The following is a 12,618-nucleotide window of genomic DNA, read 5'->3' on the forward strand; positions in this document are numbered from 1 at the left end:
GCCCCGCCGCACCCCGGGCCGCCACCCGGGCCGGCTCCCGATCCGGTCCCCAAGCCGCCCGGACCCGACCCGGTGCCCGGGCCGGAGCCCGAGCCCGGCCCGATGAGCTGACCGGCTCAGCCGCCCACCTCGGAGCGGTCACCGCCCCAGAGGGTGTGGAACGACCCCTCCCGGTCGGTCCGCCGGTAGGTGTGCGCCCCGAAGTAGTCCCGCTGCCCCTGTGTGAGGGCGGCGGGCAGCCGGGGCGCCCGCAGCGCGTCGTAGTACGCGAGCGCCGCCGAGAAGCCCGGCGCCGGCACGCCCCGCCGCACCGCCGTGGCCACCACCGCCCGCCAGGCGTCCTGCGCCGCCCCGGTCTCCTCCGCGAACCGCCGGTCGGCCAGCAGGCTCACCAGCTCCGGCCGCGCCTCGTACGCCGCGCGGATCCGGTCCAGGAACGCCGCCCGGATGATGCATCCCGACCGCCACAGCGACGCCACCGCCCCCAGGTCCACCCCCCAGCCGTACGCCTCGCTCCCGGCCCGGATCTGGTGGAAGCCCTGCGTGTACGAGATCACCTTCGACGCGTACAGCGCCTGTTCCACCTGCTCGGCGAAGCGGGCCGCGGCCCCCTCCTCCAGCGGCCGCTCCACCGGCCCCGGCAGCGCGCGGGACGCCTCGCGCAGGTCCGCGTGCCCGGACAGCGAGCGCGCGAACACCGCCTCCGCGATGCCCGACACCGGCACACCGAGGTCCAGCGCGATCTGCACCGTCCAGCGGCCGGTCCCCTTCTGCTCCGCCCGGTCGGCGACGACGTCGACGAACGGCCTCCCGGTCGCCGCGTCGGTGTGCGCCAGCACCTCCGCCGTGATCTCCATCAGGTACGAGTCCAGGCGCCCGGTGTTCCACGCCCGGAAGGTCTCGGCGATCCGCCCGGGGGAGTAGCCCGCGACGTCACGCAGCAGGTGGTACGCCTCGCCGATCAGCTGCATGTCCGCGTACTCGATGCCGTTGTGCACCATCTTCACGAAGTGCCCCGCGCCGTCCGGCCCGACGTGCGCCACGCACGGTGTACCGTCCGGTGCCTTCGCGGCGATCCTCTCCAGCAGCGGGCCGAGGGACGCGTACGACTCGGCCGGCCCGCCCGGCATGATGCTCGGACCGCGCAGCGCGCCCTCCTCGCCGCCCGAGATGCCCGCGCCCACGAAGTGGAGGCCGCGCGCCCGCAGTTCGCGCTCACGTCGCCGGGTGTCCTCGAAGTGCGCGTTGCCGCCGTCGATGACGACGTCGCCCGGCTCCAGCAGCGGCGCGAACTCCTCGATCACCGCGTCCGTCGGCCCACCGGCCTTGACCATCACGACCAGGCGCCGGGGACGCTCCAGTGCCGCGACGAAGTCCTCGGCGCTCTTCGCCGCGACGAACGTCCCCTCGTGGCCGAACTCCCCGACCAGCGCCTCCGTCCGGGCGGGCGTCCGGTTGTGCACCGCCACGGTCAGGCCGTTGCGGGCGAAGTTGCGAGCGAGGTTGCGTCCCATGACCGCGAGGCCCGTGACGCCGATCTGCGCAGTGCCACTCATGCTGTACTCCCGGGATCCGTAGCCGACGGCGAGGCGCCGCCCCGCCACCCGTAGGCATACGAGGCGCGGTGGGCGCGTGTTCACCGATCGCCGAGGAGCCGCGGGCGCCGGCGCTTCGCCGGAGCGCCCAACCGGCGGCCCCGACCGGGGTTTTGAGCGCCCCCGCGTGCCCCGCGTGCCCCCTTGTCACCGCCCGCCGCTCCCTCTAGCTTGGGCGGCCGCTGCTGTGTGCAAGGGGGGAACGGGACCCATGGCCGTACGAGGACGACACCGCCGGTATCAGCCGAGCCGGATCAACAGGGCATCGCTCACCGTCACGGCGGGCGGCGCCGGAATGGCGCTCCCGCTCATCGGGGCGGGAGCGGCCCACGCCGCGTCGGTGGACGTGTGGGAGAAGGTCGCGGCCTGCGAGTCCACCAACAACTGGAAGATCAATACCGGCAACGGGTACTACGGCGGGCTCCAGTTCACCCAGTCGACCTGGGAGGCGTACGGCGGCACGCGCTACGCGCCGCGCGCCGACCTCGCGACCAAGGACCAGCAGATCGCCGTCGCCGAGAAGGTTCTGAAGGGGCAGGGCCCGCGTGCCTGGCCCGCCTGCTCGGTGAAGGCCGGCCTCACCCGGGGCGGCGACACGCCGGACATCGCGCCGCAGCGCAAGGCCGCGCCGCGATCGGCGCCCGCGACACCCACCACGGTGCCCACGCAGCGCGAGAGCTACACGGTGGCGCGCGGCGACTCGCTGTCCGCCATCGCCCGGGACCAGCAGGTCAGGGGTGGCTGGCAGCGGCTGTACGCGGCCAACCGCACGGTCATCGGCGACGACCCCGACATCATCATGCCGGGGCAGAGACTGACGCTGCGCGGGGCGCCTGCCAAGCCCGCGGCGAAGCCGGCGACCGCCCCGCCCCGCCCCGCCGCCAAGCCGAAGCCGGCGAAGCCCGTCGCCAGGCCGGCCGCGAAGCCCGCTGCCAAGCCGGTCGCCAAACCGGTCGCCAAGCCCGCCGCCAAACCGGCCGCGAAGCCGAAGCCGGCCGCCCGCCCCGCCTCCGTGAAACCACCGCAGAGCGCGGGCTTCAGCGCCCCCGTCGACGCCGGCCCCGGCACCGCCTACCGCAAGGCCGGTTCCTCCTGGGCCCGCGGTTACCACACCGGCGTCGACTTCCCCGTCCCCACCGGCACCGCCGTCAAGGCCGTCGCACCGGGCCGGGTGATCTCCGCCGGCTGGGGCGGCGCGTACGGATACGAGATCGTCATCCGGCACGACGACGGCCGCTACAGCCAGTACGCCCACCTCTCGGCGCTCACCGTGCGCGAGGGCCAGCGCGTCAACAGCGGCCAGCGGATCGCCCGCTCAGGGTCCACCGGCAACAGCACCGGACCGCACCTCCACTTCGAGGTGCGTACGGGGCCGGGGTACGGGTCGGACATCGACCCCCTCGCGTACCTGAGGTCCGGCGGCGTGCGGCTGTGACGGAGCCGGTGCACCGGTGTGCCGGGACTCCGGCGGCACCGCCGTGAGCAGGATCAGGCCGCCCGCCGCCAGCACCCCGCAGCCCAGCGCCAGCGCGGTGCCCGGCACGCCGTACCGGAACCCCTCGCCGAACAGCGTGAGCCCCACGGCGGCGGCCACCACCGGGTTCGTCACGGTGACCGCCGCCAGGGGCGCCGTCAGCCCGGCCCCCCGGTAGGCCGCCTGCGACAGCAGCATCCCGGCGGCAGCGAGCGCCGCGATCGCCAGCAGACCCGGCCACCGGGCCGGCGCATCGCGCGCCATGAAGTCCACGGCGACGGTCTTGGTGAACACCGAGGCCACCCCGAACGCCACCCCCGCACCGGCGGCCAGGAGCACACCGCGCGCCACCGGCCGCCGCACACCCCGCGCCGCCCCGTACAGCAGTGCCACCGAGCCGGCGCCCAGCCCCGCCAGCAGCAACCGCGACCCGCCGTCCACCGACCGCGCCCCGGACTCCCCGGTCAGCGCGAGCAGTCCGGCGAGTCCGGCCGTCGCCATCAGCGCGCCGCGCCACGCGACCGCTCCCGCCCGCCGCCGGACGAGGAGCGCGGCCATCGGCAGGGCGAAGACGATCGTCAGCGCGCCCAGTGGTTGCACCAGGGTCAGCGGCCCGTACGCCAGCGCCACGACGTGCAGCAGCGCGCCCGCCCCGTTCAGCCCCACGGCCCCCCACCAGGCGGCGCTGCGCAGCGGCGCGCAGGTGCGGTGCCCGGCGGTGGACGCCGCGACGCGCTCCTGCACGATCGCCCCGGCCGCGTAGGCGACGGCGGAGACCAGCGACAGCACCACGCACAGTGCGAGGAAGCTCATGCGCCCACCCTGGCGCGCGGGACCGTTCACATCGTCCTTCCTGAGCAGGCATTCCGTAGTACTGCCGATGGAGTACGGGCGGAGGACGGCGCACATCTCCGGACTCACGGGGACACCTCCGGACCTCCGGAGCCCGCCCGTTTGGCGGGGAGCCCCCGCGCTGACGTAAAGTTCGGCTTTTGAAACGCGGCAAACGAGTGATCGAGGAACCGAAGCGGCCATGACGGTGACAGAAGAGAACCAGGCGTACGGGCCGGGCATCGACCCCGAGCGTCTGGCCGTCTGCCTGAGCGTCCTCGAGGAGCTCGACAAGCTGGACGTGGACCACCCGGACGCGATCACCGTCCGGCGCGCCACCGCCGGCATCTACCGCACCGTGAAGCAGCGCCGCCGCCAGGAGCGCAGGGCCGCCAAGACCGCGCACGACAAGGCGGTCACCGAGGCCACCGCGACCGGCTCCGCCGAGCGGATCGACGACGAGACGCAGGGCCTGCTGCCGTCGTCCTCGGTCGCCGGCGAGATCGCGGGCGTACTGCGGCGTCCCCGCTCCTGCTACATCTGCAAGACCCGATACGTCGAGGTCGACGCCTTCTACCACCAGCTGTGCCGCGACTGCGCCACCGAGAACCGGGCCCGGCGCGATGCCCGCACGGACCTGACCGGCCGCCGCGCGCTGCTCACCGGCGGCCGCGCCAAGATCGGTATGTACATCGCGCTGCGGCTGCTGCGCGACGGTGCCCACACCACGATCACCACCCGCTTCCCCAAGGACGCGATCCGCCGCTTCAAGGCCATGCCCGACAGCGACGAGTGGATCCACCGGCTGAAGATCGTCGGCATCGACCTGCGCGACCCGGCGCAGGTCGTCGCGCTCGCCGACTCGGTCGCCGCCGAGGGCCCGCTGGACATCCTGATCAACAACGCCGCCCAGACCGTCCGGCGCTCCCCGCAGGCGTACCGGGAGCTGGTCACGGCCGAGTCGGCCCCGCTGCCGGCCGGCGAGCTGCCGGCCGCCGAGGTCATCGGCACGTTCGGCAGCGGCGCCGTCGAGACGATGGCCGCCCTGCCGTCGTCCCGCGGCGGCGGGCTGTCCGCCCAGGACGTCACCGACCTGGCCCTGGTCAGCGGCTCGGCGTCGCTCGAGCGGATCGCCGCGGGCACCGCGATCGACGCCGGCGGTCTGGTGCCGGACCTGCACGACACCAACAGCTGGATCCAGACGGTCTCCGAGGTCGACCCGGTCGAGCTCCTCGAAGTGCAGCTGTGCAACTCCACGGCGCCGTTCATCCTGATCAGCCGCCTGCGCTCGGCGATGGCCGCGTCGCCGGCCCGGCGCACCTACGTGGTGAACGTCTCCGCGATGGAAGGCGTCTTCAGCCGCGGCTACAAGGGCGCGGGGCACCCGCACACCAACATGGCGAAGGCCGCGCTCAACATGCTCACGCGCACCAGCGCGCAGGAGATGTTCGAGAAGGACCGCATCCTGATGACCGCGGTCGACACCGGCTGGATCACCGACGAGCGACCGCACCCCGACAAGATGCGGCTGGCCGAGGCGGGTTTCCACGCCCCGCTGGACCTGGTCGACGGCGCGGCCCGGGTGTACGACCCGATCGTCCGCGGCGAGGCGGGCGAGGACCTCTTCGGCTGCTTCCTCAAGGACTACGCGCCCGCCAAGTGGTAACACCGCGGTGACCCCACGGTCACACGCGAGGTGCACCATGAAGTGACTGGATGCCTACGGAGTGTCCGGAAATTGCCCATGTGACGCGTTCCATCGAGCGCGAGCGTGCTCATTTGGTTAACCTGGAGCGACGGTCGGCCGACAGGGATCCACGAAACCCCCTTCGAGGCCGACCCGGGACAAGGCCTGCCACCAAGGCCGCGGTCCCGCCCCAGTACCGGCGCCACCGCGACCGATCGGCATCTTCCATGTCCTCATAGGTTCGCGACACGAAGGAGTGCGCGGTGACACCAGAACTGACGAAGCAGGAACAGCGTCCGGCGGAGGACGGCGACCCGTCCGCACGATCGGACAGACTCGGCAGCCTCGAAGTGTGGGCCCGTTCGGCCCCGATCCGGCTCGCCGGCTACGAGGACGACCTCGCCGAGCCGCACATCCTGCCCGGAATCGACTGATCCACCCGCTTCGCCCGTGCCCTCCGCCGATCCGGCGGAGGGCACGCGCACGTCCGCCCGCGCCGCGCACGTCCGCCCGCGCCGCGCACGTCCGCGCCGGCCCCGAGCCGGGTCGTCACTCCGATGTGCCGAGCCGCGTCGGCGGCATGAACTCCCGTACGTAGGTCCGGTGCCACCACGCACCCGTCGCCCGCAGCTCCTGCCAGGTGGTGAACCGGTAGCGGTAGAGCCGGGCGCGGACGACCGCGGGCGGCGCGTCGGGGAACGGGTTGTGCCGCAGCAGCCGCAGCGTGTCCCGGTCGCCGTCCAGCAGCCGCTCCACCAGCCCGCCGAACCATGAGTAGGCGTAGGCGGGGGAGAGGGCGGCGAACCACATCATCCAGTCCAGCCGCAGGTGGTACGGCGCGAATTGGCGCGGCAGCCGCCGCACGTCGCCCGGTTTGCCCTTGAACTCGTACGCGCGCCACACCGTCCCCGCGTGCAGCACCGTCTCGTCCGTGCCCTCGATGACGATCTCGTGCCGGATCCGGCCGACCGTCCCGAACGCTCCGTAGGTGTTGACCAGGTGCAGCGGGTCGAAGGACCGGTTCATCGCCTGGCGGCGGGAGAGCAGGTTGCGGGCCGGGTTCCGGCTCAGGAACAGCACGAGCGCGGTGACGGCGAGGACGAGGATCCCGTACCAGAGCGGGGGAGCGGGCAGGGCCGGGGCCTGCGCGAACAGGGAGCCGTCCACGGCGGGCACGGCCAGCACGATCGTGATCCAGTTCAGCCACGCGAAGTTGCCGGACAGGACCAGCCACAACTGCGTCACGATGATCACGCCCGCCGCGACGCTCGCCACCGGCTGCGGCGTGAACAGCAGCACCGGTACGACCAGCTGCGTCACGTGGTTGGCCGCCGCCTCCACCCGGTGCAGCGGCCGGGGCAGATGGTGGAAGAACCAGCTCAGCGGCCCGGGCATCGGCTGGGTCTCGTGGTGGTAGTAGAGGCAGGTCAGGTCCCGCCAGCAGGGATCGCCGCGCAGTTTGATCAGCCCCGCGCCGAACTCCACCCGGAACAGCAGCCAGCGCAGCAGCCACAGGATCAGCACGGGCGGCGCGGTGCGCTCGTTGCCGAGGAAGACGGCGAGGAACCCCGCCTCCAGCAGCAGCGATTCCCAGCCGAAGCCGTACCAGGTCTGCCCGACGTTGACGATCGACAGATACAGCGCCCAGAGCACCGCCCACATCAGCATGCAGACGGCCAGCGGCACCGCGTCGCCCGCGCCCGCGGCGAGGGCCGCGGCCAGCGCCGCCCCGGTCCAGGCGCACAGCGCGAAGAACCGGTCCGAGTAGTGCCGGTGGAAGAGGCTGGGCGCCTGCCGCGGTGTCACCCGGCGCAGGTGGGCGGGGACCGGCAGCATGCCGCGCTCACCGATGAGCGCCTTGAACTGGAGCGCGGCGCCGGCGAAGGCGACCAGGTAGAGCCCCGCGAGAGCCCGCTGGAATACCAGCCGGCTCAGCCAGTAGTCGGACGAGGTGAACCAGAACCACTCCATCGGTTCCAGTATCGGCCGGGGATCACTCCGCGGCGATCTTTCGCAGGGTCCGGCCGAGCCGTCGCGCGTACCACCGCTGCAGTACGGGCACGAGCGGCCCGGCCACCCGTGTGTACCAGCGGGCGGGCGTGCTGAAGGCCGTGACCGTGAACCACACGGAGCCGTCCGCCCGCAGATCCACGACGAACGATTCCTCGCCGCGCTCCGGGTGGCCCGTCCGGGTCCCGTAGGCGAAGCCCGCCCGTGTCGCCTCGTACGCCGTCCACACCACCTCGCAGGGCGCGGCGATCCGCAGCCGCCCGGCGCCCAGCGCCACCTCGACGGCGACGCCGGGCGCGGCGCGCCCGGCGTCGGCGCGCACCCGGACGCCCGACGCGCGGTGCATGCGCCAGGTGGTGACGGCTGCGCCGGCCCGCTCGAAGACGTCTGGGCCGCTGCCGATCAGGACCTCTTCGTGCAGGTGCTGGTAGCCCTCCGGCAGCGGCCGGGCGGCGGTGGCACCGACTTCCGGGTAGCTCAAGGAGGGGGTGTCCGCGGTGCTCAGGCTGCGGATGAGGCGTGTCACGGAACGGCTCCCTCGAGTCGTCGCCAGGCCAGCACCGAGCACAGTGCGAAGCCGAGGGCGTTGCCGAGGCCGTGGGTGGCGGCCATCCAGGTCAGGTCGGGGTGGGGCAGTCCGGTCGCCTCGCCGAGCGCCCAGCTCAGCGCGAGCAGCATGGTCGCGACCAGGACGCCGGCCGAGACGGCGAGCAGCGTACGGGTGAGCCGGTCGTCCGCAGCGGCCCGGGTGCCGCGCACGTCCCGCCACGTCAGCAGCGCGACGGCCCACATTCCGGCGGTGAGGACGAGCGCCCCCGCGAGCTCCGCCCAGTCGTCGAGGAAGTAGCCGAACAGGACGAGCAGGGTGCCCAGGGGCACGCTGAGGGCGGCGAACCGGCCGCCCGGTCCATCGGCCGCCCGGCAGACCAGGCCCGCGACCAGTGCGGCGGCGAAGCCGGCGAAGTGGAAGTGCGGCACGGTCAGCGCGAGGATCTCCAGGTCGAAGCCGAACAACCGGTGCCCGGTCCGCTCGGCGACCAGCGCGAGTCCGGCGACCGACGGGCTCACCAGTGCGGTGAGGACGGCGATCTCGGCCGGTGCCGCCGAGCGCGTACGCAGCAGACGGCGCGGCGCGTGAAGTGCCAGCAGCACGGTGCCGGCCGCGTGGCAGGCGGCGAGCGCGGTGGCGGCCGTGCCGCGCGGGAGCCAGAGGCACACCGCTCCCGGCAGCGCGAACAGCGGCCACAGCCTCCGGATGGCGGCCGTCCCCTCCGCGTCCATCAGGCGCAGGCCCGCCGGGACGATCACCAGCATGCCGAGCGCCACGATCGGACCGACCAGTACCGACACGGCGACCCCCTCTTGTTGAACGCGTTCAACCGGCAGGGTGAGCCTAGAGGGTCTCTTGAACGCGTTCAAGCAGCGGGCGGGGAGCGGGCCTCCGGTTGCGGGGGTCTGCCCGATCCGGCAGACATAGAGATCATGCAGGGCTGAAGCGGTACCGAAAGGCGGGAGGGCCTCCGTGCGTACCACCACACGTCGTCGCCGGTGCGGCGCGGTCGCCGCGGTGACCGCGGGACTCCTCGTCGCGGGGTGCGGCAGCGACGGCGAAGGCCGGCCGGCCGAGGGCCCGGGGGCGCAGTCGGGCCTGCCGGGGCCGCGGGACGTCCTGCTCCAGCCGGCCGCCGCCCACGGCCCCGCGCCCTTCACCCCCTCCACGGTCAGACCGTCCCCCGACGCGGCGAGCGCGCCCCCGTCGGCCGGGCCCGGCGCCCCGCCGGTCACGGGCATCGTCTCCGGAGCCACCCCCGGGCTGTACGGCGGCGCCCGCTCGGTCGCCAGCTGCGACGTCGAACGGCAGGTGCGCCTCCTGACCTCCGACCGGGCGCGGACGGCCGCCTTCGCCCAGGCCGCCGGAGTCAGCCCGACCCGGCTCGCGCCCTGGCTGCGCGGCCTGACGCCCGTGGTGCTGCGGTCCGACACTCGGGTCACCGGCCACGGCTACCGCGAGGACTCCGCCGCCCCCTTCCAAGCGGTCCTCCAGGCGGGTACCGCCGTCCTGGTCGACGAGTACGGCGCACCGCGGGTGCGCTGCGCCTCCGGCAGCCCGCTGCGCTCACCCGCCAGCGACGACGGCGGCGTCGAGCACAAGGGGCAGCCGTGGCCCGGGTTCGACCCCGGGCGGGTCGTGACCGTCACCGCCACCCAGCACGTCGTCGAGAGCCTGCTCATCGTCAGTGTCGTCAGCAACACGCTCATCGAGCGCAGGACCGGCACCGACGGCGAGAAGGACCGCATCGTCACCGACGAGAGCGTCCTGAACCGGCCGGCCGAGCCCCCGCCCCAGTCCGCGGAGCCCCTCCCGGTCGCCCCGCAGCCGGTGGGGCCGACCATCTGCCCGACCGATCCACCCGCGCCGCCCGGGTGCCCCGCGCCACCTTCCGTCGACCCGGAACCGGAGTTCCATGCCGGCGTGGACCGGGGCGGCGCCGAGGAGGGCGCCGGGGGCCTGATGGGCCCGGACAACGGAATGGACGCCGGACCGGACGCCGGTCCCGACGGCGGCATCGGCTCCGTGCCCGACGACGACGGCTCGTTCTCGGGGGCGGACGCGGGGCTGGAAGCAGAGCCCGACGCGGGACCGGACGACGCGCCGGACGCGGGACCGGACGAAGGGCCGGGCGCGGGACCGGACGAAGGGCCGGACGAGGACCTGGAGACGGAGATGGGCGCCGGGGGCCTGATGGGCCCGGACGCCGGACCGGGCGAAGGACTGGACGACGGCGCTGTCGAGCCGGAGCCGTACGAGGGCTGACGGCCCTCCCGCGTCCGCCCCCGTGCTCTTGCATACGGTCGAAAAAGCAGACGAATGATGGCAGAGTGGCTCCATGGTTGATCCGGCAGCGGATGCCCTGTCGCTCCCTGAGGACTGGCCCGCCCACCCGGATCTGAGTCTGTCCCTCAATCGCATGGGCAGCTTTGACTGGGACCTGGACGCGGGGCTGATGCACATGGACCAGGCCGCCCTCGACGTGTTCCAGGTGGATGCCACGGAGTACGACGGGCGGCCCGAGAGCCTTGCCCCGCGCGTCCCGCCCACCGAGGCGATCCGCCTCGACGGCATGGTGACCCAGGCGCTGAAGAACGGCAGCAGCCACTACGGTGCCTACTTCCGCATCCGTGACCGCAAGGGGAACCTGCGCTGGACCCACACCCAGGGCTTCATCCGGCGCGACGGCAGCGGCCGCCCGCGCCGCATCATCGGAATCGTCCGCGACGCCACCCAGGAGCTCACCGAGTCCACCGCGCGCTTCGAGGTCGACGCCGAACGGCGCCGGCAGACCAGCGTCGTGGAAGCCACCACCGCGGCGCTCGCCCACGCCAGGACCGTCAAGGACGTCATCGACGTGCTCAAGGACTCCCACGGCCTGGAACACCTCGGCGCCACCAGTCTGGTGATGGGCCTGCTGGAGGCCGGCCGCATCCACCTCGTCGCCGACGGACCGGAGGGCTCCTTCGTGCCCGGCACCCGCTACACCCGGGTGGACGAGCAGTACCCCATGAGCGAAGTCGTCCGCACCCTCGCACCCCGGTACATCGAGTCGCCCGAGGACTTCGCCGCGTCGTACCCCATCCTGTGGCCCCACATCAGCGGCCTCGGCATCACCTCCGCCGCCTACCTGCCCCTCATCGCCCAGGCCCGGCCCATCGGCGCCCTCGGCCTGCTCTACAGCGACAAGTACGGCTTCTCCGCCGAGGACCGCAACGTCCTGGTCGCACTCGGCAGCAGCATCGCCCAGAGCCTGCAGCGCGCCATGCTCTTCGAGCAGGAGCACGACCTCGCCGAGGGGCTCCAGCAGGCGATGCTGCCGCGCAGGATCCCGCACGTCCCCGGCGCGCAGATCGCCGTCCGGTACCGCTCGGCCCGCCTCGGCCGGGACATCGGCGGCGACTGGTACGACATCATCCCGCTGCCCGGCGGGCGGGTCGGCGCCGTCATCGGCGACGTCCAGGGCCACGACACGCACGCCGCCGCCGTCATGGGGCAGCTCCGCATCGTGCTGCGGGCCTACGCCGCCGAGGGTCACACCCCGGCCACCGTGATGGCCCGGGCCTCCGTCTTCCTGCACGAACTGGACACCGAACGGTTCGCCACCTGTACGTACCTGGAGGCCGACCTGGCGACGGGCGTGGTGCAGATCGTGCGCGCCGGCCACGTGGACCCGCTCCTGCGCGACACCGACGGGAGCTGCCGCCGGGTCCCCGTCCAGGGCGGCCTGCCGCTGGGCCTGTCGGCGGAGTTCGGGCGGCTGGAGTACCCCGTCTCCATCCTGGAGCTGGACCCCGGCCAGGCCCTGCTGCTGTACACCGACGGCCTCATCGAAGAGCCGGGCGCCGACCTCGACGACGGCATGCAGTGGCTGACGGCGCTGGTGCGCAGCGGTCCGAGCGACCTCCAACTGCTCGCGGACCACCTGTGCGACGTCGTCGACGAGCGCGGCGGCGACGACGACGTGGCGGTCCTGCTGCTGCGCCGCAGAGGCGGCTACACCCCGCAGGCCGGCGGCCGGCTCCAGCAGCACGTCGCGCAGAACGACCCCGAGGCGCTGCGCTCCGCGCGGCACATGATCGGGGCCGCCGTCCGCGCGTGGAGCGCGGCCGGGCGGGCCGACGAGATCGAACTGGTCGCCGACGAGCTGATCACCAACGCCCTCCTGCACACCGACGGCGGGGCGATCGTCACCCTGCGGATGCCGGCCGGCCATGAACGGCGGCTGCGGGTCGAGGTGGAGGACCGCTCCAGCGTGCTGCCGCGCCGCCGGGACGCCGGGATGTCGGGCGTGTCCGGACGGGGACTGCTGCTGGTCGACCGGCTCGCCGACGTGTGGGGCGTGGAGTCCCGCGGCAGCGGCAAGTGCGTCTGGTGCGAGTTCGCCGTCGGGGAGCGCCAAGGGATCACCCGGTCACCGGTACCTCCGGAAGCGCGGCCCACATGAGTCGTTGACCGTACGTGTGCGGAC

General features: G+C 73.6%; 10 protein-coding genes. 5 read left to right on the plus strand and 5 right to left on the minus strand.

From position 1 onward, the window contains the following. Nucleotides 1-116: 116 nt before the first annotated feature. Nucleotides 117-1,556, minus strand: a complete 1,440-nt coding sequence (gene gndA / locus IH00_RS0128870; protein WP_031078688.1) for an NADP-dependent phosphogluconate dehydrogenase — start codon at nucleotides 1,554-1,556, stop codon at nucleotides 117-119. A 250-nt stretch (nucleotides 1,557-1,806) separates the two neighbouring features. Between gndA and IH00_RS40655 the strand changes: the two genes are divergently transcribed. Beyond that, a complete protein-coding gene (locus tag IH00_RS40655; protein ID WP_039947525.1) occupies nucleotides 1,807-3,030 on the plus strand; it encodes a transglycosylase family protein in 1,224 nt (407 codons plus the stop codon). Here the strand turns inward: IH00_RS40655 and IH00_RS0128880 are convergent. Beyond that, nucleotides 2,911-3,882 carry a DMT family transporter gene (locus tag IH00_RS0128880; protein WP_031078692.1) on the minus strand — a complete coding sequence of 324 codons (972 nt, stop codon included), beginning with the start codon at nucleotides 3,880-3,882 and terminating at the stop codon, nucleotides 2,911-2,913. The two genes, IH00_RS40655 and IH00_RS0128880, sit on opposite strands and share 120 nt — an antisense overlap. Nucleotides 3,883-4,102: 220 nt before the next feature. On the opposite strand from IH00_RS0128880, the gene IH00_RS0128885 reads away from it, so the two are divergent. Next, nucleotides 4,103-5,566, plus strand: coding sequence for an SDR family NAD(P)-dependent oxidoreductase (locus IH00_RS0128885; RefSeq protein ID WP_031078694.1), 1,464 nt, complete (start codon nucleotides 4,103-4,105; stop codon nucleotides 5,564-5,566). Nucleotides 5,567-5,850: 284 nt separating this feature from the next. Then, a complete protein-coding gene (locus tag IH00_RS43475) occupies nucleotides 5,851-6,021 on the plus strand; it encodes a hypothetical protein (RefSeq protein ID WP_199819828.1) in 171 nt (56 codons plus the stop codon). Nucleotides 6,022-6,136: 115 nt separating this feature from the next. Here IH00_RS43475 and IH00_RS0128895 read toward each other — a convergent pair whose 3' ends face one another. Genes IH00_RS0128895 through IH00_RS0128905 form a run of 3 tightly spaced genes read right to left on the minus strand, consistent with a single transcriptional unit; the run spans nucleotide 6,137 to nucleotide 8,947 of the window. Further along, on the minus strand, nucleotides 6,137-7,558 hold the full coding sequence (locus IH00_RS0128895; RefSeq protein WP_031078697.1) for a lipase maturation factor family protein: 1,422 nt from the start codon (nucleotides 7,556-7,558) through the stop codon (nucleotides 6,137-6,139). 22 nt (nucleotides 7,559-7,580) lie between these two features. Continuing rightward, the gene (locus IH00_RS0128900; RefSeq protein ID WP_078888009.1) at nucleotides 7,581-8,123 is read right to left on the minus strand and encodes a DUF1990 family protein; all 543 of its coding nucleotides are present in this window, start codon (nucleotides 8,121-8,123) and stop codon (nucleotides 7,581-7,583) included. Next, the gene (locus IH00_RS0128905) at nucleotides 8,120-8,947 is read right to left on the minus strand and encodes a YndJ family protein (RefSeq protein ID WP_031078701.1); all 828 of its coding nucleotides are present in this window, start codon (nucleotides 8,945-8,947) and stop codon (nucleotides 8,120-8,122) included. Before IH00_RS0128905 ends, IH00_RS0128900 begins: the two co-directional genes overlap by 4 nt. Nucleotides 8,948-9,119: 172 nt before the next feature. On the opposite strand from IH00_RS0128905, the gene IH00_RS0128910 reads away from it, so the two are divergent. Then, a complete protein-coding gene (locus IH00_RS0128910) occupies nucleotides 9,120-10,412 on the plus strand; it encodes a DUF6777 domain-containing protein (RefSeq protein WP_063835450.1) in 1,293 nt (430 codons plus the stop codon). Between the two features lie 73 nt (nucleotides 10,413-10,485). Beyond that, complete coding sequence (locus tag IH00_RS0128915; protein ID WP_052411703.1) at nucleotides 10,486-12,594, plus strand: SpoIIE family protein phosphatase; 2,109 nt, start codon at nucleotides 10,486-10,488, stop codon at nucleotides 12,592-12,594. Nucleotides 12,595-12,618 lie beyond the last annotated feature (24 nt).

It is taken from the genome of Streptomyces sp. NRRL S-118 (assembly GCF_000716335.1).
Taxonomy (GTDB): Bacteria; Actinomycetota; Actinomycetes; order Streptomycetales; family Streptomycetaceae; genus Streptomyces.